The 22,970-nt window shown below is 49.0% G+C and carries 24 protein-coding genes and 3 tRNA genes; all 27 read left to right on the forward strand.

Annotated elements, in window-relative coordinates; all coding sequences use genetic code 11:
- Positions 1-71: 71 nt before the first annotated feature.
- The 27 genes from lon (at position 72) to nuoK (ending at position 22,965) form a co-directional block, all read left to right on the forward strand.
- Entirely contained in the window at positions 72-2,483 is a 2,412-nt protein-coding gene (lon, locus tag RYZ26_RS04380; RefSeq protein ID WP_317681941.1) for an endopeptidase La, read from the forward strand.
- Between the two features lie 286 nt (positions 2,484-2,769).
- Entirely contained in the window at positions 2,770-3,042 is a 273-nt protein-coding gene (locus RYZ26_RS04385) for an HU family DNA-binding protein (protein ID WP_069185710.1), read from the forward strand.
- Positions 3,043-3,190: 148 nt separating this feature from the next.
- Positions 3,191-3,267, forward strand: a tRNA-Val gene (locus RYZ26_RS04390).
- Between the two features lie 33 nt (positions 3,268-3,300).
- A tRNA-Val gene (locus tag RYZ26_RS04395) sits at positions 3,301-3,377 on the forward strand.
- 122 nt (positions 3,378-3,499) lie between these two features.
- Positions 3,500-4,522, forward strand: a complete 1,023-nt coding sequence (locus RYZ26_RS04400; protein ID WP_317681942.1) for an FAD:protein FMN transferase — start codon at positions 3,500-3,502, stop codon at positions 4,520-4,522.
- A gap of 46 nt (positions 4,523-4,568) precedes the next feature.
- Entirely contained in the window at positions 4,569-4,778 is a 210-nt protein-coding gene (gene nqrM / locus RYZ26_RS04405; protein WP_317681943.1) for a (Na+)-NQR maturation NqrM, read from the forward strand.
- 382 nt (positions 4,779-5,160) lie between these two features.
- A complete protein-coding gene (locus RYZ26_RS04410) occupies positions 5,161-6,504 on the forward strand; it encodes a Na(+)-translocating NADH-quinone reductase subunit A (protein WP_317681944.1) in 1,344 nt (447 codons plus the stop codon).
- Between the two features lie 2 nt (positions 6,505-6,506).
- A complete protein-coding gene (locus tag RYZ26_RS04415) occupies positions 6,507-7,715 on the forward strand; it encodes an NADH:ubiquinone reductase (Na(+)-transporting) subunit B (protein ID WP_317681945.1) in 1,209 nt (402 codons plus the stop codon).
- Positions 7,708-8,484 (forward strand): Na(+)-translocating NADH-quinone reductase subunit C, encoded by a 777-nt coding sequence (locus tag RYZ26_RS04420; RefSeq protein WP_317681946.1) that lies wholly within the window; start codon positions 7,708-7,710, stop codon positions 8,482-8,484. Before RYZ26_RS04415 ends, RYZ26_RS04420 begins: the two co-directional genes overlap by 8 nt.
- Before the next feature lie 9 nt (positions 8,485-8,493).
- On the forward strand, positions 8,494-9,138 hold the full coding sequence (locus tag RYZ26_RS04425; protein ID WP_317681947.1) for an NADH:ubiquinone reductase (Na(+)-transporting) subunit D: 645 nt from the start codon (positions 8,494-8,496) through the stop codon (positions 9,136-9,138).
- Between the two features lies 1 nt (position 9,139).
- Positions 9,140-9,748, forward strand: coding sequence for an NADH:ubiquinone reductase (Na(+)-transporting) subunit E (gene nqrE, locus RYZ26_RS04430; protein WP_317681948.1), 609 nt, complete (start codon positions 9,140-9,142; stop codon positions 9,746-9,748).
- A 21-nt stretch (positions 9,749-9,769) separates the two neighbouring features.
- The gene (gene nqrF / locus RYZ26_RS04435; protein WP_317681949.1) at positions 9,770-10,987 is read left to right on the forward strand and encodes an NADH:ubiquinone reductase (Na(+)-transporting) subunit F; all 1,218 of its coding nucleotides are present in this window, start codon (positions 9,770-9,772) and stop codon (positions 10,985-10,987) included.
- An 89-nt stretch (positions 10,988-11,076) separates the two neighbouring features.
- Complete coding sequence (locus RYZ26_RS04440; protein WP_317681950.1) at positions 11,077-12,405, forward strand: MATE family efflux transporter; 1,329 nt, start codon at positions 11,077-11,079, stop codon at positions 12,403-12,405.
- 82 nt (positions 12,406-12,487) lie between these two features.
- The gene (locus tag RYZ26_RS04445; RefSeq protein WP_317681951.1) at positions 12,488-12,913 is read left to right on the forward strand and encodes a CBS domain-containing protein; all 426 of its coding nucleotides are present in this window, start codon (positions 12,488-12,490) and stop codon (positions 12,911-12,913) included.
- A 3-nt stretch (positions 12,914-12,916) separates the two neighbouring features.
- On the forward strand, positions 12,917-13,087 hold the full coding sequence (locus RYZ26_RS04450) for a hypothetical protein (protein ID WP_317681952.1): 171 nt from the start codon (positions 12,917-12,919) through the stop codon (positions 13,085-13,087).
- A gap of 388 nt (positions 13,088-13,475) precedes the next feature.
- Positions 13,476-13,552: transfer RNA gene (locus RYZ26_RS04455), tRNA-Asp, on the forward strand.
- A gap of 242 nt (positions 13,553-13,794) precedes the next feature.
- Positions 13,795-14,160, forward strand: coding sequence for an NADH-quinone oxidoreductase subunit A (locus tag RYZ26_RS04460; protein ID WP_317681953.1), 366 nt, complete (start codon positions 13,795-13,797; stop codon positions 14,158-14,160).
- Positions 14,151-14,705, forward strand: a complete 555-nt coding sequence (locus tag RYZ26_RS04465; RefSeq protein ID WP_411576848.1) for a NuoB/complex I 20 kDa subunit family protein — start codon at positions 14,151-14,153, stop codon at positions 14,703-14,705. Before RYZ26_RS04460 ends, RYZ26_RS04465 begins: the two co-directional genes overlap by 10 nt.
- An 18-nt stretch (positions 14,706-14,723) precedes the next feature.
- Entirely contained in the window at positions 14,724-15,332 is a 609-nt protein-coding gene (locus tag RYZ26_RS04470) for an NADH-quinone oxidoreductase subunit C (protein WP_317681955.1), read from the forward strand.
- Positions 15,332-16,522 (forward strand): NADH-quinone oxidoreductase subunit D, encoded by a 1,191-nt coding sequence (locus RYZ26_RS04475; RefSeq protein ID WP_317681956.1) that lies wholly within the window; start codon positions 15,332-15,334, stop codon positions 16,520-16,522. Before RYZ26_RS04470 ends, RYZ26_RS04475 begins: the two co-directional genes overlap by 1 nt.
- Positions 16,519-17,112 (forward strand): NADH-quinone oxidoreductase subunit NuoE, encoded by a 594-nt coding sequence (gene nuoE / locus RYZ26_RS04480; RefSeq protein ID WP_317681957.1) that lies wholly within the window; start codon positions 16,519-16,521, stop codon positions 17,110-17,112. The genes RYZ26_RS04475 and nuoE overlap by 4 nt, the downstream gene beginning before the upstream one ends.
- Positions 17,112-18,395 carry an NADH-quinone oxidoreductase subunit NuoF gene (nuoF, locus tag RYZ26_RS04485; protein WP_317681958.1) on the forward strand — a complete coding sequence of 428 codons (1,284 nt, stop codon included), beginning with the start codon at positions 17,112-17,114 and terminating at the stop codon, positions 18,393-18,395. Before nuoE ends, nuoF begins: the two co-directional genes overlap by 1 nt.
- A gap of 12 nt (positions 18,396-18,407) precedes the next feature.
- Positions 18,408-20,456, forward strand: a complete 2,049-nt coding sequence (gene nuoG / locus RYZ26_RS04490; RefSeq protein ID WP_317681959.1) for an NADH-quinone oxidoreductase subunit NuoG — start codon at positions 18,408-18,410, stop codon at positions 20,454-20,456.
- Positions 20,449-21,462, forward strand: a complete 1,014-nt coding sequence (nuoH, locus tag RYZ26_RS04495; RefSeq protein ID WP_317681960.1) for an NADH-quinone oxidoreductase subunit NuoH — start codon at positions 20,449-20,451, stop codon at positions 21,460-21,462. Before nuoG ends, nuoH begins: the two co-directional genes overlap by 8 nt.
- A gap of 12 nt (positions 21,463-21,474) precedes the next feature.
- Positions 21,475-21,963 (forward strand): NADH-quinone oxidoreductase subunit NuoI, encoded by a 489-nt coding sequence (gene nuoI / locus RYZ26_RS04500; protein ID WP_317681961.1) that lies wholly within the window; start codon positions 21,475-21,477, stop codon positions 21,961-21,963.
- A gap of 76 nt (positions 21,964-22,039) precedes the next feature.
- Entirely contained in the window at positions 22,040-22,654 is a 615-nt protein-coding gene (locus RYZ26_RS04505; RefSeq protein ID WP_317681962.1) for an NADH-quinone oxidoreductase subunit J, read from the forward strand.
- On the forward strand, positions 22,654-22,965 hold the full coding sequence (nuoK, locus tag RYZ26_RS04510; RefSeq protein WP_317681963.1) for an NADH-quinone oxidoreductase subunit NuoK: 312 nt from the start codon (positions 22,654-22,656) through the stop codon (positions 22,963-22,965). Before RYZ26_RS04505 ends, nuoK begins: the two co-directional genes overlap by 1 nt.
- Positions 22,966-22,970 lie beyond the last annotated feature (5 nt).

The following is a 22,970-nucleotide window of genomic DNA, read 5'->3' on the forward strand; positions in this document are numbered from 1 at the left end:
ATAAGCCTAGCAAGTGACTGCCGATTGAGCGGGGTCACACAATAGAACAGACAGTTTAATAAAAGGGTCTTATGTTCGAAAATAGTTCTGACGGTCTTTATCCCGTCCTGCCACTTCGTGATATCGTTGTATTCCCGCACATGATCGTGCCGCTTTTTGTCGGGCGTGAAAAATCAGTTCGTGCGCTTGAAGATGTCATGAAAGAAGATAAACAAATTCTTTTGGTTGCGCAGAAAAATGCAACCGATGACGATCCCAAATCCGAAGACATTTATGAAGTCGGTACCGTTTCCACGGTCCTTCAATTGTTGAAACTGCCGGACGGAACCGTGAAAGTTCTGGTCGAAGGTGGTCGTCGGGCCCGTATTGATGAATACACACAAACCGACGATTTCTTCCAGGCCCGTGTCACGGAAATTCCGGAAGACGATGGGATCGCTGATGAGATCGAAGCGCTTGGCCGCTCGGTCGTTACACAATTTGAACAGTATGTGAACCTGAACAAAAAGGTTCCGCCGGAAGTGATGGTTTCCATCAATCAGATCGAAGATTCCGGCAAGCTGGCTGATACGGTTGCCTCGCACCTGGCGCTGAAAATTTCTGAGAAGCAAGAACTGCTGGAAATGCCCGCGATCACGGATCGTCTGGAACGTGTCTTCTCCTTCATGGAAACTGAAATCGGTGTCCTGCAGGTTGAAAAGAAAATCCGTAACCGCGTTAAGCGCCAGATGGAAAAGTCTCAGCGTGAGTATTATCTGAACGAACAGCTCAAAGCCATTCAGAATGAACTGGGCGAGGGTGAAGACGGTAAAGATGAAAACACAGAAATCGAAGAAAAGATCAAGAAAACAAAGCTTTCCAAAGAAGCACGCGAAAAAGCAACAGGTGAGTTGAAAAAGCTCAAATCCATGAGCCCCATGTCAGCTGAAGCCACCGTTGTGCGCAACTATCTTGACTGGATGCTGTCTATTCCCTGGAAAAAACGTTCCAAGGTTAAGAAAGACCTGCAACGCGCAGAAGATATTCTGAACGAAGATCACTATGGTCTGGAAAAAGTCAAAGAACGTATCCTTGAATATTTGGCAGTTCAGCAACGCACCAAGAAAATGAAAGGCCCGATCCTGTGTCTGGTTGGCCCTCCCGGTGTTGGTAAAACGTCTTTGGGTAAATCTATTGCACGTGCCACTGGTCGTAAATATGTCCGTATGGCCCTTGGCGGGGTGCGTGACGAGTCTGAAATTCGCGGTCACCGCCGTACATATATTGGCTCCATGCCGGGTAAAATTATCCAGGGCATGAAAAAGGCCAAAGCGTCCAACCCGCTTTTCCTTCTCGATGAGATCGAAAAGATGGGCAATGATTTCCGTGGTGATCCTGCGTCTGCTCTGTTGGAAGTTCTTGATCCTGAACAAAATGACAAGTTCCAGGATCACTATATGGAAGTGGACTATGACCTGTCTGACGTGATGTTTGTAACAACGGCAAACTCACTCAACATGCCACAGCCGCTGCTTGACCGTATGGAAATTCTGCGCCTTTCCGGTTACACGGAAGATGAAAAAGTCGAAATCGCCAAGCGCCACCTGATTGAAAAACAGCAAAAAGCTGCTGGTTTGAAAGAAGGGGAGTGGTCGATTTCCGAAACAGCTATTCGCGACCTGATCCGTTATTACACCCGCGAAGCCGGTGTGCGGAATCTGGAACGCGAAATTGCCATGCTGTGTCGCAAGGCCACACGTGACATTCTGCTGAAACACACTGATAAAGTGTCTGTCACCACGCGTAATCTTGAAAAATATGCTGGTGTGAAGAAATTCCGCTACGGTGAAGTGGAAGAAGATGATCTGGTCGGCATCACAACCGGCTTGGCCTGGACTGAAGTCGGCGGTGAAATTCTTTCCATCGAAGCCATCGCACTTTCTGGCAAAGGCGGCATCAAATACACAGGTAAACTGGGTGATGTGATGCAAGAATCCATTCAGGCGGCCAAGACGTATATTCAGTCACGCGCCACCACGTTCGGGATTGAGCCACCAACCTTCCAGAAAAAGGACTTGCACGTTCACGTTCCGGAAGGCGCAACACCAAAAGACGGCCCAAGTGCAGGTGTTGGCATGGCAACATCTATCGTTTCAGCTTTGACCGGAATTCCGGTTCGCAAAGATGTAGCGATGACAGGTGAAATCACTTTGCGCGGCCGCGTTCTGCCGATCGGCGGTTTGAAAGAAAAATTGCTGGCTGCACACCGTGCAGGTATCAAACTTGTTCTGATCCCGAAAGACAATGAAAAGGATCTCAAAGAGATTCCGGAAAATGTCAAACGCGGTCTGGAAATCATTCCGGTTCAATGGGTGGATGAAGTTCTTGAAAAAGCACTTGCAGCACCACTCGTTCCAATCGAATGGGATGAAGAAAAAGAAGAACAGGCAGCCCTGGCTGCTAAATCCAAAGAAGAAGATTCGAATGGGGTCGTCACCCATTAAGCTAAATCACTAGATTCTTTCATAAAAACGCTACTTCTAACGGAGTAGCGTTTTTTTGTTTTTACTTAAAATTCACTCAGAACGTTATTTTCGTCCCTTTTTGTGACCAGACGGCAACATGCGAAAGAAAATGTTGGAAAAAAGTGCAAAAAACTTAGAATTTCTGCGCATCTTCAATTGACGTGATGATGCTGCGTAAGTAAACTTTGCCATCTTCGACAATTGGTTGGAAACAGCCAATCGTCTTCGCTTTTTAAATAATAACCAACTTTTATAGGGGGCCCAGGTGAACAAGAACGATCTTGTGGCTGCAGTTGCTTCTGGCACTGGTCTTTCCAAGGCTGACGCTTCTAAAGCAGTTGACGGCGTTTTCGGCGCAATCACTGACGCACTTAAATCTGGTGACGAGGTTCGCCTCGTCGGTTTCGGTACTTTCTCTGTTGCACAACGTGCAGCTTCTGAAGGCCGCAACCCTCGTACCGGCGAAAAAATTCAAATTCCGGCTTCTAAACAGCCGAAATTTAAAGCTGGTAAAGGCTTGAAGGACGCTGTGAACTAAGCCTTTTTAGTTCTAAGAATCCTGTGGAACCGGTTGCCTTATGGTAACCGGTTTTACTTTTTCTGGGGCTGTGAAAAAAACGTCATTTTTTCTTAAAATAACTGTTGCATAGCTCTGAAATTCGATTATAAACACGCTCACTTCTTGAGGGCGACTAGCTCAGCTGGTTAGAGCACCTCGTTTACACCGAGGGGGTCGGGAGTTCGAATCTCTCGTCGCCCACCATCTCCCTAGGATGGTTCAAGAAGCAATAGAGTAGGGCGACTAGCTCAGCTGGTTAGAGCACCTCGTTTACACCGAGGGGGTCGGGAGTTCGAATCTCTCGTCGCCCACCATCTCTTCAAAGGGCCGCCGTTGGGTGGCTTTTTTGTTTTCCGGGTAACAGCCAACATGCTTTACCCATACCAGCAAATCCCATATATATGCGAAAACCTTCACCTCAATGAGAGTTCATTTCATGCGATTTATGGTAATCAGTATGTTTGTCCTCATGCTCAGTGCATGTGACAATGGTCCTGGCCCCAGAACCGAAACCACTTTTACCGGTTCGACCATGGGCACGACTTTCAATATTAAAGTCATCAACCTGACTGACAGCCTGACGGACGAGCAGGTGAAATCACAAATCAACGCCATTCTTAAAGACGTGAATGATAAAATGTCTCTGTGGGTGAAGAACTCAGAGATTATGAAGTTCAACCGCTCAAGCTCAACAGACTGGCAATCAGTTTCCAAAGATTTATATTTTGTAACTGAAGCTGCCCAGACAATCAGTCAGCAAAGCAATGGGTATTTTGATGTCACGCTGGAACCACTTATTAAATTGTGGGGTTTTTCCAACAAAGACACCAACAGAGAGCCACCTGAGCCGGAACAGATTCAGGCTGCGCTCAATAAAATTGGCTATAAAAAGATCAATCTTCACGCTGCACCCCCGGCTTTTCGCAAAGGGGCAGGGGATCTCACCATCAATCTATCGGCAATCGCTAAAGGTTTTGGGATTGATCAATTGTCCAACTACCTTGAAAGCCAGAAGATTGAAAACTATATGGTGGAAATCGGCGGTGATCTTCGTGTAAGGGGAACCAACGCAACGGGGAAACCCTGGCGCGTAGCCATTGAAAAACCGGACATAAACGGACGGGCGATTCACAAAATTATTACTGTTGAAAATGCAGGCATGGCAACGTCCGGCGACTATCGCAATTATTTTGAAAAAGAAGGAAAACGCTTCAGTCATATTATTGATCCACGAACCGGATATCCCGTCACCCACAAGCTGGCCTCCGTCAGTGTGTTAAGTGAAAGTGCGATGATCGCCGACGGCTGGGCAACCGCGCTTTTGGTTATGGGGGAAAAAGAAGGGGTATCTCTGGCAGAAAATCTGGGGATTGCAGCCTATTTCCTTATTCGTGAAGAAGACGGATTTGTCGAAAAACAGACTTCTCATTTTGCAAATTTCAAAAGTCATGCTAAGTAGCTGCGCAAATGAGCCCTGAAACCAAACTCTGAAAGGATGCCATAACGTGCAGATCTTCTTATTTACATTTGGCGTTGTTGTACTGGTGATCGCGGCAATGGCTGTTGGCGTTATGTTTAAACGTAAACCTATTCAGGGAAGCTGCGGCGGCTTGAATGCGATCAGCGATGCAGATCATTGTGTGGTTTGTAAACGACCGCACGATCCAAACAGCTGTTATCAGCGCAATCTTCGCAAGCGCATGGGCGTTGAATAAGCTTTCAACCCAACAATCGAATCAAGACAGAGAAACGGCTTTTAAAGCCGTTTTTTTGTGCAGCACAGCATAAACAATCACACCGCAAGATGCTAATTGGATTTTCAATCAGCAGCAATCATCCTGTCTCTCAATTACAACAATAAAAACATTTGAAAATTGTACATTAGATAAGACTTTATAATCTTTCGTAAAAATCGCTATAAACCGCTGAAAGCTTTGAAAAGGTCTTACCAAAAAAAGTAAATATGGCAATTGCACACAGGTTGGTTCTGTGTTAGGTCGTGTACGATTTTGCACTAGAAAGAATATCTTTTCCGATAAGTGTTTGAGTTTGTCCCTTCGCAATTTTGCGAAGCTAGTAGAGGGATAGTGATAGGGGATGAAGATTAAAAAGGGCTTGGATGTCCCGATTATAGGTGCGCCAGAGCAAAAAATTTACGATGGCAACCCCGTCAAAACTGTTGCCTTGTTAGGCCCAAACTTCAGCTGGATTAAGCCTTCCATGAAGGTAGCTGTGGGCGATCAGGTAAAACGTGGTCAAGCGTTGTTCGTAGACAAGCAATGTCCGGACATTACATACGCTTCTCCCGGTGGCGGTAAAGTAGTAGCGATTAACCGTGGTCACAGACGTGTTCTGGAATCCGTGGTTATTGAGCTTGATGAAAATGAGCAGGCTGTTCAATTCGATAAGTATAAACCAGAAGAACTGGCTGACTTGCCCGTTGAAAAAATTCGCGAGCAATTGACCTCTTCTGGTGGTTGGACTTGTTTCCTGACGCGCCCTTATTCAAAGGTGCCGCATTCTCAGGATAAGCCACATTCAATTTTCGTAACAGCAATGGACAGTAACCCGTTGGCAGCTGACGCCAAGGTGATTATCGAAGACTCTAAAGAGGACTTCTATAATGGTCTGAAGCTGATTTCGAAACTGACTGATGGCCCGACATTTGTCTGTAAGTACCCAGGGGGCGATATCCCGGGTTCTGACATCGAAAATGTTCGCTTTGAAGATTTCGAAGGTCCACACCCGGCAGGTCTTGCTGGCACACATATCCATTATCTGGATCCTGTGAGCGCAGAAAAAACAGTCTGGACAATTAATTATCAGGATGTCATTGGGATCGCCAAACTGTTCACAACAGGGGAACGTTCACCTGACCGTGTCATTTCATTGGCTGGTCCTGGTGCAAAACAGCCTCGTCTGGTGCGCACACGTATTGGTGCCAACCTGCAGGAACTGACCGAAAATGAATGCAATTATGATGATTGCCGTATCATTTCCGGCTCTCTGCTATCTGGTGACACAGCAGAAGACTCCTTCTCATTCCTGGGACGTTATCACCAGCAGGTAACTATCCTTCATGAAGGTCGTGAACGCGACTTCTTGGGCTGGTTGATCCCGAAATTTGATAAATATTCAAATGCTCGCGTCAATCTCTCTGCCTTTACACCGAGCCGTCTCTTCAACCTGACCACAAACCGCAACGGTAGCTACCGTGCCATGGTTCCTGTCGGGACTTATGAAGAAGTTGTGCCATTAGATATTTTGCCAACGCAATTGCTGCGTGCCCTGTTGGTTCTTGATACCGACACCGCGCAGGCGCTTGGCGCATTAGAATTAGCTGAGGAAGACCTCTCGCTGTGCAGCTTTGTTTGCCATAGTAAATATAACTATGGTGAATCCCTGCGCGAGAACCTCACTAAGATCGAGAAGGAGGGCTGATCTTGGGGCTCCGTAATTTCTTCGACAGTATGCATCATCATTTTGATGTCGGCGGGAAGTATGAAAAGTATTATGCCCTCTACGAGATGGTTGATACCTTCCTCTATTCCCCGAAAGATGTAACATACAAAGCACCGCACGCACGCGACCACCTGGACCTCAAACGTATGATGAGTTACGTGGTTGTGGCGGCAATCCCTTGTATTTTGTTTGCCTGGTACAACACCGGTCTGCAAGCCAACACGGCGCTGCAGCAGTTTGGTGGCGTTCCACAAGATAATTTCGCAGGTTGGGTGATCAATCTGCTGGGCATTGGTGTTGATCCAAACAACTTCTTTGCCAACCTCTTCCACGGGTTGTTGTATTTCCTTCCAATCTATGTCGTGACACTTGTTGTCGGTGGTCTTTGGGAAGTTCTGTTCGCAATCGTTCGAAAGCACGAAGTAAACGAAGGTTTCCTTGTTACTTCCATGCTCTACACCCTGATTTTGCCACCAACCACACCACTGTGGCAGGTTGCCCTTGGTATTTCCTTCGGTGTTGTGATCGGTAAAGAAGTCTTCGGTGGTACAGGTAAAAACTTCCTGAACCCCGCTTTGGTTGGTCGTGCATTCCTTTACTTTGCGTATCCTGCAAGCCAGTCCGGTGACGCAGTTTGGGTACCTGTTGATGGCTATTCCGGTGCGACAGCACTGAGCGTTGCCAACGAAAAAGGTTTTGCAGCACTGCCAGACGCAGGCTTCACATGGATGGACGCATTCCTGGGCTTTATCCCGGGGTCCCTTGGTGAAACATCCACACTGGCTTGTCTCATCGGCGGGGCATTCCTGATCTTTACCAAGATCGCCAACTACCGCCTGATTATCGGTTGCCTAGCAGGCATGATTGTCACCAGTTATCTGTTCAATATCATTGGTAGTGACACCAATCCGATGTTTGCCATGCCCTGGTACTGGCACCTTGTCATCGGCGGCTATGCCTTTGGTCTGATCTTCATGGTTACAGAACCTGTTTCTGGTGCCATGACGAACAAAGGCCGCTGGGTCTATGGTGCGCTGATCGGTGTGATGGTTGTTCTGATCCGTGTTGTTAACCCGGCCTTCCCGGAAGGTATGATGTTGGCAATTCTGTTCGGTAACATTTTTGCCCCTCTGATCGACCACTTTGTTGTTAAAGCGAATATCAAACGGAGGTTGCGTCGTAATGTCTGATAATGAACAACAAGCAGCAGCTCCTGCTGAAACGCCGGTCCGCACAATCATCGTTGCGGTGGCGTTGAGCTTGATCGCATCCATCGCTGTATCTGCAGCGGCCGTGATACTGAAACCAACACAGGAACTGAATAAAACTCTGGCAAAAAAGAAGATCATTCTTCAGGTTGCCGGGCTTTATGAAGACGGTGCGGATATCGATGCGACTTTCCAAAGCCGTATTGAACCCCGCCTTGTTGATCTGGCAACAGGTCAATATAGCGATGCAACTGATGCTGCATCTTATGATCAGCGCAAAGCCGCTAAAGACCCTGCACAAAGCAAGACGCTTAGCAAAGCTGATGATATTGCCAGCATCAAACGTCAGGCAAACCTGGCCAGCGTTTATCTTGTTAAGGAAGGCGACGAACTTAAAAAGATGATCCTGCCAGTTCACGGCTACGGTCTGTGGTCCACGCTTTATGGCTTTGTTGCCCTGAAGCCTGACCTGAACACCGTTTCCGGCCTGCAGTTCTACGAACATGCTGAAACACCTGGTCTGGGTGGCGAAGTTGATAACCCGAAATGGCGTGGTCTCTGGGCTGACAAAAAGCTCTATGACCAGGCAGGCGATGTGAAAATTTCCGTCGTTAAGGGTGTTGCTTCGGGGGACCACCAGGTTGACGCCCTTGCTGGTGCGACTTTGACCAGCGTTGGTGTTCACAACCTTGTCCAGTTCTGGGTTGGCGAGAAAGGCTTCGGCCCTTTCTTGCGCAACGTTAAACAATAGGGGGGAACAATGGCGAAAAATGTCCTTAAGGATCCATTGATCGACAATAACCCGATCATGTTGCAGGTGTTGGGGATTTGTTCCGCACTTGCTGTTACATCGTCTTTGACGGTTTCCCTGATCATGTGTGTGGCTTTGACATCTGTTGTAGCTTCATCCAACTTCCTGATCAGTTGTATCCGTAACCAAATTCCAAGCAGCATCCGTATCATCGCTCAGATGGTTATCATTGCTTCCTTGGTTATCGTTGTAGACCAGCTTCTGAAAGCCTACGCATACGACATCTCTAAGACACTGTCTGTATTCGTTGGTCTGATCATCACAAACTGTATCGTGATGGGTCGCGCAGAAGCTTATGCAATGTCAAACCCACCGGGCGCTTCCTTCATGGATGGCCTGGGTAACGGTCTGGGTTACAGCATCGTATTGATCGCTGTTGCTATTATCCGTGAACTCTTTGGTGCTGGTAAGCTTGCCGGGATCACGATCCTGCCGACTGTCAATGACGGCGGCTGGTATGTGCCAAACGGTCTGCTTCTGTTGCCACCAAGCGCGTTCTTCATCATCGGTCTTCTGATCTGGGCGGTTCGCTCCTGGAAGCCGGAACAGGTTGAAGCACGTGATTTCAAGATTTCATTCCCGGTGAGGTACTAAAATGGAAGTTTACTTAAGCCTGTTTGTTAAATCGATCTTTATCGAAAACCTAGCGCTTTCCTTCTTCCTGGGGATGTGTACATTCCTTGCGGTTTCCAAGAAGATTGAAACAGCATTGGGTCTGGGTATTGCGGTTGTGGTGGTTCAGGCCATCACGGTTCCGGCAAACAACCTGATCCTGACATTCTTCCTGAACGAAGGGGCACTGGCCTGGTTGGGTATGCCTGACCTGGATCTGCGCTTCCTTGGTCTGATCTGTTACATCGGTGTTATCGCCGCTATCGTACAGATTCTGGAAATGGTTCTGGATAAATTCTTCCCGGCACTTTACCACGCATTGGGTGTCTTCCTGCCACTGATTACGGTGAACTGTGCGATCCTGGGTGGGTCTCTGTTCATGGTAGAACGTGACTATGGTTTCGGTGAATCCGTCACATACGGTATCGGTTCCGGTATCGGTTGGGCACTTGCAATTACTGCAATGGCCGGTGTTCGTGAAAAACTGAAATACAGCGACGTTCCAGCAGGTCTGCAAGGCCTGGGGATCACCTTTATTACAGCTGGCCTGATGTCCATGGGTTTCATGGCATTCTCAGGCGTGAAGCTGTAAGGCTCAGGAGATAATTAAACCATGCAAGAATTTACAGCAGGTGTCGTTGTTTTCACAGCCATCGTTCTGGCGTTGGTCGTCATCATTCTGTTCTTCAGAAAGATGCTCGTCCCACAAGGGAACGTGTCGATCCTGATCAACGACGAAAAAACAATTGAAGTTGCCCCAGGCGGGAAACTTCTGACAACACTGGCCGATAACGGCCTGTTCATTCCGTCAGCTTGTGGTGGCGGTGGTTCATGTGGTCAGTGTACCGTTAACGTACACGAGGGTGGGGGAACACTCCTGCCGACTGAAGAATCACACATCAACAAGCGTGAAGCCCGTGAAGGCTGCCGTCTTTCCTGTCAGGTTGCTGTTAAGCAGGACATGAAAATCGACGTGCCGGAAGAAGTCTTCGGTGTGAAGAAGTGGGAATGTGAAGTTGTCTCCAACGACAACGTTGCAACCTTCATCAAATGCCCTGTCTTCAAACTGCCAGATGGCGAAGAAGTACCATTCCGCGCCGGTGGTTACATTCAGATCGAATGCCCACCTTATGATATCTCTTTCAAAGACTTTGACGTCGCTGAAGAATATCGCGCTGATTGGGATCACTTCAAATTCTGGGACATCAGCCACAAGCAGGAAGAAGATTGCCTGCGTGCTTACTCCATGGCGAACTATCCGGACGAAAAAGGGCAGATCATGCTCAACGTTCGTATCGCCACACCTCCACCAGGTTCTGAAGGCATTCCTCCCGGGATCATGTCGACTTACATCTGGAACCTGAAACCAGGTGACAAAGTAACCATTTCCGGTCCATACGGTGAATTCTTTGCCCGTGATACTGATAACGAAATGGTCTTCGTTGGCGGTGGTGCGGGTATGGCACCGATGCGTTCACACATCTTCGATCAGCTGAAACGCCTGAAATCCAAACGTAAGATTTCCTTCTGGTACGGTGCCCGTTCTGTGAAAGAAATGTTCTTCGTTGAAGATTTCGACGGCCTGGCTGCTGAAAACGAAAACTTCGAGTGGCATTGTGCGCTTTCCGACCCTCAGCCTGAGGACGATTGGGATGGCTACACTGGCTTCATTCACAACGTTCTGCTGGAAGAGTACTTAAAAGAGCACCCGGCCCCAGAAGATTGTGAATACTACCTCTGTGGTCCACCCATCATGAACTCATCTGTTATTCAGATGTTGCTTGATCTGGGTGTTGAGAGAGAAAACATTCTCCTTGATGACTTCGGTTAAGAAGCACTCTATAAACAATATAGCCACGGTACCCAGTGCCGTGGCTATATTGCTTTCAGGACCATGACGATTCCGGGACACGCCTTAAATTGAATGCGCCTTCACCAAAACAAAATGCCTTTCAGACCGCGCTTGCGCGTTTGTTTGAACGTTTTGATTCGGCCATTCTATCGGGCAGCTGGATTTCCATCCTGATCGCCTGTACAGGGTACGGGCTTGATTACCTTCTCAACCTGACACTGGCACAATGGCTGGCCCCCGCTGATTTAGGAGATTACTCGGTTGCGGTCTCCATGGCCGTCTTTGGCGGGATGGTCGCGCTTTTGGGCACGGATCAGGCCCTGATGCAGTTTCTGCCGCAATATATCAGCGAAAAAGACTGGAAACGGGCCAAGGGCATTCTGGTTTTCTGTTTCGCCGCCGTTCTGATTGCCAGCCTTTTGATATCAGTCCTGACACTTCTGATTTCCCAATTTGGCATGAAAGACTGGGCGGGTCACCCGGCCGTCTTTGCCTTTGCCGCCTTGCCTGTCGTTTCCATGGCCTTGCTAACGGCAAAGGCCCTGCGTGGTTTTCGCTATATCGTGATTGCCTCTGCCCCCACAAGTATCGGCGTTCCTGTACTGATCATGTCTGCAGGCTATGTCCTGTCAAAAGACGGCTATATCAGTGACTGGGATCTTGTTGGGGTCTTTGGACTGAGTTTTATGCTGGTTTTGATCCTCCAATCGAGCGTGCTGGTCAGAAAGGTTATGCAGACCGTCAAAGCCATTGGTACCACCATTGAATATAAGGAATGGAGCACGGCTTCCTTTTCCATGATGATGACGTCCGTGCTATTCCTCGCGATGGAGCAAATGGGGCTTTATATCTGCGAAATGATGGCGGGCGAAGAAGATGTGGCGATTTATGCCGTACTGGTCAAACACGCACGCTTCCTGCTGATCATTTATCTGGCGGTCAATCTGATCACCATTCCTTTCATCAGCCCGGCACTGAAACGCAACGATCAGAATGAACTGCAAAGGCTTTATGGCACCAGCATGCATATCGTCCTTTGGGGCGGATTACTACCGCTTTTGGTCTTTATCTTTCAGGGGGATGCTTTATTGAAGGCTTTCGGCCCGGAATATGAAAAAGGTTATTCGAGTCTGCTCATACTGATGGGAGCATACTACCTTAATTTCATTGCCGGATTTTCCGTTCCCTTCCTGCAATACTCCGGAAACCGCCAAATCGTTATTACTTCGATCAGTATTGCACTTTCTATTGAAATTTTGCTGTTCATTTTGCTGGTACCCGCTTATGGTTTTAATGGTGCGGCATGGTCCATGGCCGTGACATTGAGCAGCCTGTCACTTTGGATGACTTTTCAATGTCATAGGCGTCTCGGGCTAAAGCCGCTAAGGCTCTCATAGGGAAGGGGACCTGAAACCATTCCCCTGTTAATAACCTTGTCTCAAAGAGGCATCAAAAATATCCGTTTCAAGGGAGATTTAAATGTTACACACAGTTTGCGTTAAAGACTTTATGGTCCGGGACTTTGTTAAACTCAGCCCCGATGATGATATGTATCACGCTGTACAGGTTCTGGCGCATAAAGAAATCCCGGCCGCCGTTGTGGTTGATAAAAAAGAAAAACTTGTCGGTATCCTGTCTGAAACAGACTGCATGCGTGTCGTGCTGGATGCTTCCTATAACGAACGTCCTCCAGGGACTGTTGAACAGTATATGACCACAAATATGGATACCATTGATGTGGAAGCCACCCTGATTGATACAGCAACAGTATTCCGCGACAAGACCTATCGTCTTTATCCTGTGCTGGACCATGGTCGTCTGGTCGGTATCGTGACCCGTCGCCGCGTTCTGCGCGCAACAGAGCCTTTCTTTGAACGTTTTAAAAACGTACAGCGCGGCTCATAACGGATGTCCAATCTTCCGGAAATAGCCGCCCTGATCATCTTCATCCTGGCGGGGCGGTTATTTCTAACCACCTTCAAACACAAAAAAGACGGCTGGAAGCTCAAATGCATTCCTTATCTGGCCATTTCTCTGGCTGCTTTTGCTATCTTGATGTACGGGTTCTTTCCTGAATAATTTTTCGGATTTCAATTCAAATTCATCATCGCAATGATCCAGTTTAACCTGACCGCGAGATGTCCGTTTTTCCCTATTTTATCAGCGCTTTACCTTATTGCGAACAATTCCTAAAGACTCGCAATCCATCTTTAGGGGGAGATCGGGCATAAAATTCGCAAACTTCGCCCTGTTTATTACAAGCACAAAAAAAAACTTATATATATTCGATAGATAATTCTCAAAGTAAATTATTAGCAAATTCTTTTATACCTATGATATCAAGGCCTTTAGGGCAAAGATGGAATGATAATTTAACTGTCGTAATGGTCACACCAATCTACGTTAGTTTCCATATACTTGACAGGTATGTAGGTGCCATGGTCTAAACATTTCAATGCCACACTGCGGGGGTGTAGCTCAGTTGGTTAGAGCGTCGGCCTGTCACGCCGAAGGCCGCGGGTTCGAGTCCCGTCACTCTCGCCATTTGCCGGATTGTCCAAACAAGGGACAGGCGGCGCAACAAAGATGCTTTGTGACAGATGCATCAGTATGAACAAAGGGGAGTTCGTCTGTAAAAAAACAGTAGTTGCGACGCAAAGATACCGGAATTCACTTTAAAAATTTGTTATTTAGCGCTTGCACCTGAAATCTTGTGGTTTGACCAAACTCAATTTTTGCGGAGTGAGGTTTAGGATATTCAGGTCCAGGCAAAAAGGAACGCTACTATGGAAGCACTCCTGCAAGAATACCTACCGATCCTCATTTTTCTCGGCATTGCTGTGGCAATTGCTGTTATTGCGATCGGTGCCTCGTTTATCGTTGTGCGACAGCACCCCGATACAGAAAAAAATACCGCATTTGAATGTGGTTTCGCTGCTTTTGAAGACGCACGTACAAAGTTTGACGTTCGTTTCTATCTGGTAGCCATTCTCTTCATCATCTTCGATCTTGAAGTCGCCTTCCTGTTCCCATGGTCTATTTCCCTGGGTGCTGTTGGTGAATTTGGCTTTTGGTCAATGATGGTGTTCCTTGGTGTTCTCACCATCGGTTTCGTTTACGAATGGAAGAAAGGAGCTCTGGAATGGGAGTAGATTCCAAGCCCGGCTCTCAAGCGCTTACGCCTGTGCCTAACGGTACGGATCAAGACAAACTCTTAAAAGCGGTTACCGACGAAATCCAGGATCGTGGTTTCGTCGTTGCGCAATTGGATAAGGTTGTGAACTGGGCTCGTACCGGTTCACTTTGGCCTTTGACATTTGGTTTGGCTTGTTGCGCGGTTGAGATGATGCACGCTTATATGTCACGTTATGACCTTGACCGTTTTGGCGTTGTTCCACGCCCAAGCCCGCGTCAATCTGATGTGATCATTGTGGCAGGGACACTAACCAACAAAATGGCCCCGGCCTTTCGTCGTGTCTATGACCAGATGGCAGAACCACGCTATGTGATCTCCATGGGATCCTGCGCAAACGGGGGTGGGTATTATCACTATTCCTATTCTGTTGTGCGCGGATGTGATCGTGTTGTTCCGGTTGATATTTATGTCCCGGGCTGTCCGCCAACTGCAGAAGCGCTTGTGTACGGCATTCTTCAATTACAGAAGAAAATCCGTCGCACCGGCACGCTGTTCCGTTAAGGGGAGGGGATATATCATATGTCTGAAGCCTTAAACGAAATCGCAGAACTGGCGAACCTCAAGCTTTCTCAGGAAGTTATCTCAACCGAAATCATCAACGGCGAGCTGATTATCAATGCACGCCGTGATGCGATTTGCAAGGTCCTGACACTGTTGCGCGATGACGCCAACTGTCTGTTCAAGGTCCTGGTTGATGTGTGTGGTGTGGATTACCCAAACCGGGAAGAACGGTTTGACGTGGTTTATAACCTCCTGTCCATGAGCCATAACCTGCGTGTCCGTGTCAAAGTCACCACTGACGAAGACACCCCTGTGCCAAGCGTCACTGGCGTTTTCAGCACAGCCAACTGGTTTGAACGTGAAACATGGGACCTTTACGGCATCTATTTTGATGAACATCCGGACCTGCGTCGTATTATGACGGATTATGGGTTTGAAGGTCACCCGTTGCGCAAAGACTTCCCGCTGACAGGGTATGTTGAACTGCGCTATGACGATGAACAAAAACGCGTTGTCTATGAACCAGTAAAACTGACACAAGACTTCCGTAGTTTTGACTTCCTTTCCCCATGGGAAGGCCTGCAAGGCGTGCTTCCGGGTGATGAAAAAGCGGAGGGCAACGCGTAATGTCTGAAAATCAAATTAAAAACTATAACCTGAACTTTGGTCCTCAGCACCCGGCAGCGCACGGCGTGCTGCGTCTGGTTCTGGAACTTGATGGGGAAGTGGTTGTACGCGCTGACCCGCATATCGGGTTGCTGCACCGTGGTACAGAAAAACTTCTGGAAAACAAAATCTATCAGCAAGGTACCCCTTACTTTGACCGACTGGATTATGTTGCCCCACAAAATCAGGAACATGCCTTCTGTCTGGCTATTGAAAAGCTGACAGGTATGGAAGTGCCAAAACGTGCACAATATATTCGTGTGCTGTTTTCTGAGATTGGCCGTATTCAAAACCACCTGATGAACGTCTGTTCCTATGCGATGGACGTTGGTGCGATGACACCGTTCCTTTGGGGCTTTGAAGAACGCGAAGTTCTGTTTGAATTCTGCGAACGCGTCTGTGGCGCACGTATGCACATGAACTATTATCGCCCGGGCGGGGTTGCACAAGACCTACCAGCCGGGTTGACCGATGATATCCGTGCATGGGCAGAACGTTTCCCGCAAGTAGTTAAAGATATCGAAACCTTGCTGACTGAAAACCGCATCTTCCGACAGCGTACCGTGGATATCGGTGTCATTTCGTACGAAGATGCTCAAGACTGGGGTTTCTCAGGTCCGAACATTCGCGGCAGCGGCGTGCCATGGGATCTGCGTAAAAGTCAGCCTTATGACTCTTATGAAGAATTTGACTTCGACATTCCAGTCGGCAAAGGCAAGAACGACTGTTACACCCGTTACTACCTGCGTATCCTTGAAATGTACGAAACCTGCAAGATCATCCTGCAGGCCTGTGACAAGCTGGATGCCTGTGTGGGTGACCCAGTCAAATGTGTAGATAACAAATTTACACCGCCAAAACGCAGTGAGATGAAGACATCAATGGAAGCATTGATCCATCACTTCAAACTGTTCACAGAAGGTTTCAAGGTTCCGGCAGGTGAAACTTATACGGCTGTTGAAGCGCCCAAAGGCGAATTTGCGGTCTATATGGTTTCTGACGGCACCAACAAACCTTATCGTTGTCATATCCGTGCCCCCGGGTTTGCGCACCTGCAAGCCATGGACTTCCTGTCCGTTGGTCACATGTTGGCGGATATCACCGCCAATATCGGTTCGCTGGATATCGTTTTTGGTGAGATTGATCGATGAGTAATATGAACATTCAACAACCGGATAGTTTCGAGTTTACACCGGAAAATCTGGAACTTGCCAAAAAACACATTGCCAAGTATCCAGAAGGTAAACAACAAAGCGCCTGTATGCCGCTGCTGGATTTGGCCCAACGCCAATACGGCTGGCTGCCGACTGCTGCCATGGATGTCGTTGCTGACATGCTGGGCATGGCACCGGTACGCGTATATGAAGTCGCAACCTTTTACACCATGTTCAACAAGGAACCTGTCGGTAAACACCACGTACAGGTCTGTACCAACATTTCGTGCTGGCTGCGCGGGTCTGATGATATCGTCAAGGCCGTTCAGGAAGCTGCCGAAATTCACACGGGGGAAACATCGCAAGATGGCCTGATCACCCTGTGGGAAGTGGAATGTCTGGGCGCTTGTTCGAACGCACCGATGATGCAAATCAACGACGACTATTATGAAGACCTGACAGGTGAAGACGCCAAACAGATCATCAACGATCTGCGCAGCGGCAAAACACCAAAGACAGGCCCTTATAACGGTCGCCAGGGTGCGGCACCACTTGGTGGGCCAACCAGCTTGACGGGAGATGCTTAATGCTTAGTGATAAGGATCGCATTTTCACGAATATCTACGGCCTTAAGGACAAATCCCTTAAGGGCGCGCAATCCCGCGGTTGCTGGGACGGCACAAAAGGTATTCTTGAAAAAGGAAACGACTGGATCATCGAAGAGATGAAATCATCCGGCCTTCGCGGTCGCGGTGGTGCAGGTTTCTCTACTGGTATTAAATGGAGCTTCATGCCCAAAGAAGTTGGGGATCGCCCGCACTATCTGGTGATCAACGCTGATGAAGGTGAGCCCGGTACCTGTAAAGACCGTGAGATCATGCGCAATGATCCACATACCCTGATCGAAGGCGCGCTCATTGCTTCTTTTGCGATGAATGCCCATGCCTGTTACCTCTATATTCGCGGGGAATTTGTTCGCGAAGCAGAAGCACTGCAGGCTGCCATTGATGAATGCTACGAAGCCAAACTGATCGGCCCGAACAATGTTCACGGCTGGGACTTTGATTTCTACGTTCATCGTGGCGCTGGGGCTTACGTTTGTGGTGAAGAAACCGCATTGATCGAAAGCCTGGAAGGTAAAAAAGGCCAGCCACGCCTGAAACCACCATTCCCGGCAGGTTCCGGCCTTTATGGTTGTCCAACCACGGTAAACAACGTTGAATCTATTGCCGTTGCACCGGAAATTCTGCGTCGCGGCGCCAACTGGTTTGCCGGTATTGGTCGTGCCAACAACACAGGTACCAAGCTTTATGGTATCTCCGGTCATGTTGAACGCCCTTGTGTGGTAGAAGATGCGATGGGCATTACGCTCAAAGAACTTCTGGAAAAACACTGCGGCGGCGTGATCGGTGGCTGGGACAACCTGATGGCTGTGATCCCAGGTGGGTCTTCAGTTCCTGTTATGAACAAGGAACAATGTGACAATGCAATCATGGACTTTGACGGTCTGCGTGAACATGGCTCCGGCCTTGGGACAGCGGCTGTTATCGTGATGAAGAAAGATACGGACATCATTAAAGCGATTTCCCGCCTTTCGGACTTCTATACCCATGAAAGCTGCGGACAATGTACACCTTGTCGTGAAGGCACAGGCTGGATGTCACGCATGATGAAGCGCATGGTTGTCGGTAACGCAACTGTCGAAGAGATCGATCTTCTTGAAGAAGTGACCCGTCAAATTGAAGGTCACACGATCTGTGCGCTTGGGGATGCCGCCGCCTGGCCGATCCAAGGTCTTATCAAACATTTCCGACCCGAGTTGGAAGCCCGTATTGCAGCCTACCACGCTGCAAAGAACGCAGCAGCTTAGGAGAGATAACATATGCCCAAGCTGACAATTAACGGTAACGAAATCGAAGTTGAAAACGGTCTCACAGTGCTGCAAGCCTGTGAACAGGCCGGGCTCGAAATTCCGCGTTTCTGTTACCATGAGCGTCTGTCCATTGCAGGTAACTGTCGTATGTGCCTGGTCGAGATGGAACGCGCCCCTAAACTTATTGCCTCCTGCGCTATGCCGGTCGGTGAAGGAATGGTCATCCATACGGATAATGAAAAGGTTCGCAAAGCGCGTGAAAACGTGATGGAACTTCTTTTGATTAACCACCCGCTGGACTGTCCAATCTGTGACCAAGGCGGGGAATGTGACCTTCAGGACCAGGCCATGGCTTATGGCGGGGACAAAGGTCGCTATACAGAAGAGAAACGCGCGGTGAAGGACAAGGACTTCGGTCCGATCATTCGTCCGTTCATGACACGCTGTATTCACTGTACCCGTTGCGTGCGCTTTACCGAAGAAGTCGCCGGAACATCGGATCTTTGCGGAACTTTCCGTGGGGACCACACTGAGATCGGCACTTACGTTCAAAGTGCGGTAAAAACAGAACTGGCAGGTAACCTTGTTGATCTTTGCCCGGTTGGCGCTTTGACCAGCAAGCCTTACAGCTACACAGCACGCCCGTGGGAATTGAAGAAAACCGAAAGTATCGATGTTTTTGATGCGGTCGGCACCAACGTTCGTCTGGACAGCCGTGCAAACGAAGTTCTTCGCGTTCTTCCTCGTCTGAACGAAGAAGTAAACGAAGAATGGCTGGCTGATAAAGGTCGCTACGCCATCGACGGTCTGAAAACACAGCGTCTGGATCGCCCCTATGTTCGCAAAGACGGCAAGCTGACAGCGGTAAGCTGGGATGAAGCTTTCAAAGCGATTGCGGACAAGCTGGACGGTCTGGATGGATCGAAGTTTGCAGCCCTTGCAGGTGACATGGTGGATGCTGAATCCATGTATGCGCTGAAACTGCTGGCCGAAAGCCTCGGTTCCAAGAACATTGATTGCCGTCAGGACGGTGCAAAGTACGATCCATCAGTTCGTGCAAGCTACCTGTTCAACACCACAATCGAAGGTATTGATGAGGCAGATGCCTGCCTGATCATCGGGTCCAACACCCGTTGGGAAGCCCCGATCATTAATGCCCGTCTGCGCAAGCGTTACATCAATGGTGGCTTTAAGGCGGCCATGGTGGGTGAGAACCTTGATCTGACCTTTGGCTGTGAACATCTGGGTGAAACAGCGGACATTCTGTCAGAAATCGCATCCGGCAAACATGACTTTGCCAAAGTGCTTAAATCTGCAGAAAAACCGATGTTGATCATCGGCCAGGGGGCGCTTTCCCGTGAAGACGGTGCAGCTATCCTTGCTGTTGCCAAACAAATTGCCGACAAATTCGGTCTGGTAAGCGATGAATGGAACGGCTTTAACGTTCTGCACACTGCAGCAGCCCGCGTCGGCGGCTTGGAAATGGGCTTTGTGCCCGGCGAAGGCGCACTGGATACAGCAGCGATCACAAATGGTGATGCAGAAGTTGTTTATCTTCTGGGTGCTGACGAAATCGACACCTCCAAACTGGCAAATTCTTTTGTGATCTATCAGGGTCACAACGGGGATGCAGGCGCACAATGTGCAGATGTCATCCTGCCGGGTGCGGCCTATACGGAAAAAGACGGCACTTACGTCAATACCGAAGGGCGTTTGCAATATGGTGCCAAAGCCGTATTTGCCCCGGGTGAAGCAAAAGAAGACTGGACGATCCTGCGTGCACTTTCCGCTGTGATTGGCAAAACACTGCCGTTTGACAGTATTGAACAGTTACGCGCCAAGTTGGCAGAAGTCAGCCCGACATTTGCCAATCCAGACGATATTCAATCCGCTTCCTGGGATGATTTTGGGGCAAAAGGCGACATTTCTGCCACTGCACTGATTTCACCTATCGAAAATTACTACATGACTGACCCGGTCAGCCGCGTTTCCAAAACGATGGCAGAATGTACCGCGGCGCTCATTAACCCACAGCAAAGGACGGGGACAAATGGCTGAGTTCTGGGACGGCTATCTCTGGCCCACGATCTGGACTGTCATTAAGATCGTAGCCATCGTATTGCCAGTTATGCTTTCTGTTGCATATCTGACACTGGCAGAGCGTAAAGTCATCGGCTCCATGCACCTGCGTCGCGGCCCCAACGTTGTTGGTCCGTTCGGCCTGTTGCAACCCATGGCCGATGGTTTGAAACTTTTCCTCAAGGAAATCGTCATTCCAACAGGGGCCAGCCGCGGCGTGTTTATCATCGCACCGATGATCACACTGGCGCTTGCGCTGATCGCCTGGGCGGTTATCCCGTTCAGTGAAACACTGGTTCTTTCCAACCTGAATGTGGGTGTGCTTTACCTGTTTGCCGTCTCCGGCCTGGGTGTCTACGGCATCCTGATGGCGGGGTGGGCATCAAACTCCAAGTACGCCTTCCTCGGCTCGTTGCGTTCAGCAGCCCAGATGGTATCTTATGAAGTCTCCATGGGCTTCATCATCATCACTGTGCTGGTTTTCACCGGATCATTAAACCTGGTGGATATCGTCAAAGCACAGGAAGGTGTCTGGTTCATGTTCACACCTCTCTTCCCATTTGCAGTGATGTTCTTCATCTCCTGCGTGGCAGAGACAAACCGTCACCCGTTTGACCTTCCTGAAGCGGAAGCCGAACTGGTGGGGGGGTATAACGTTGAATATGGCGGAATGGCATTCGCGCTGTTCTTCCTGGGTGAATATGCCAACATGATCATGATGTCTGCCTTCTGCGCGGTATTGTTCATGGGCGGTTGGTTGCCACCGTTTGACTTCCTGTCTTTCATTCCTGGCCCGATCTGGCTGATCCTGAAGATTTGCTTCCTGCTCTTTATCTTCATCTGGTTGCGTGCGGCTTATCCGCGTTATCGCTATGACCAGCTGATGCGTCTGGGCTGGAAAGTATTCCTGCCACTGTCGCTGGCAGGCGTGATCATCGCTTCCGGTGTTGCCGTTTACGGCGGCTTCGCCCCAGGTATTCAGTAAGGAGAACGTGATATGACATCTGTATCAAAAATTGCACGCGCGTTTATCCTTCGTGAACTGCTTGAAGGTCTGTGGATTACCTTCCGCTATATGTTCAAGCAGAAAGTAACGCTGAACTATCCGTTTGAAAAAGGCCCGCTAAGCCCGCGTTTTCGTGGGGAACATGCGCTGCGTCGCTATCCAAACGGGGAAGAACGCTGCATTGCCTGTAAATTGTGTGAAGCGATTTGCCCGGCACAAGCCATCACCATCGAAGTTGAACCCCGTGATGACGGTTCACGCCGTACAACACGCTATGACATCGACATGACGAAATGTATCTACTGCGGTTTCTGTGAAGAAGCCTGTCCGGTGGATGCGATTGTTGAAGGTCCAAACTTCGAATATGCCACCGAAACCCGCGAAGAGCTTATGTACGATAAAGATAAGCTTCTAGCAAACGGTGCGCGTTGGGAAACTGAACTCGCTACCCGCATCGCACTTGATGCGCCGTATCGTTGATTATGGGGGTAGGGGATAAAATTATGAAAAAATCTTTTAATTTCCTGAATAGCCGAAAAGTCGGTCGGGGGGTCGCATGATAGTACAAGCATTGGCTTTCTATCTTTTTGCCGCTGTGACCGTGGCAAGTGCGGTGATGGTTATCACTGCCAAGAACCCGGTTCACTCGGTCCTGTTCCTCGTTCTTGCCTTTTTCAACACCGCAGGGCTTTTCGTCCTGATGGGTGCTGAATTCCTGGCAATGTTGTTGGTGGTCGTTTATTGCGGCGCTGTCACTGTGTTGTTCCTGTTCGTTGTTATGATGCTCGACATCAACTTCGTGGAACTGCGCCAGGGCTTCCTGCAATATATGCCGCTGGGGGCAACCATCGGGATCATCCTGCTGGCTGAACTTGCTGTTGTGATGGGGGGCTGGCATTTCGCGCCTGAAGCTGCAAAAGCAGCCGCCGCGCCGATACCAGCCATTGAAACCATGACCAACACCCATGCAATCGGGGCTATTCTTTACACGGATTACATTTACCTGTTCCAGGCAGCTGGTCTTGTGCTGCTGGTGGGTATGATCGGTGCCATCGTCCTGACACACCGCAAACGTGCGGGTGTTCGTCGTCAGGTGATCAACGAACAGGTCCATGTGGATGTCAAAGACGTTGCCGAATTCAAAAAAGTTGAAAGCGGAAAGGGTGTGTAATGTTTGAAATTGGACTTTCCCATTATCTCAGCCTTGCAGCTATTCTCTTCACTTTGGGAATTCTCGGTATTTTCCTGAACCGGAAAAACGTGATCGTCATTCTCATGTCCGTGGAACTGATCCTGCTGGCTGTTAACATCAACCTGGTTACCTTCTCCACCCATCTTGGGGATATGGTTGGTCAGGTCTTCTCGATCTTCGTACTGACGGTTGCGGCTGCCGAAGCTGCCATCGGCCTTGCGATCCTTGTCATCTTCTTCCGTAACCGTGGTTCGATCGCGGTGGAAGATATCAACGCGATGAAAGGGTAGGGTCA

The sequence above is a fragment of the Terasakiella sediminum genome (assembly GCF_033100395.1).
Lineage (GTDB): Bacteria > Pseudomonadota > Alphaproteobacteria > Rhodospirillales > Terasakiellaceae > Terasakiella.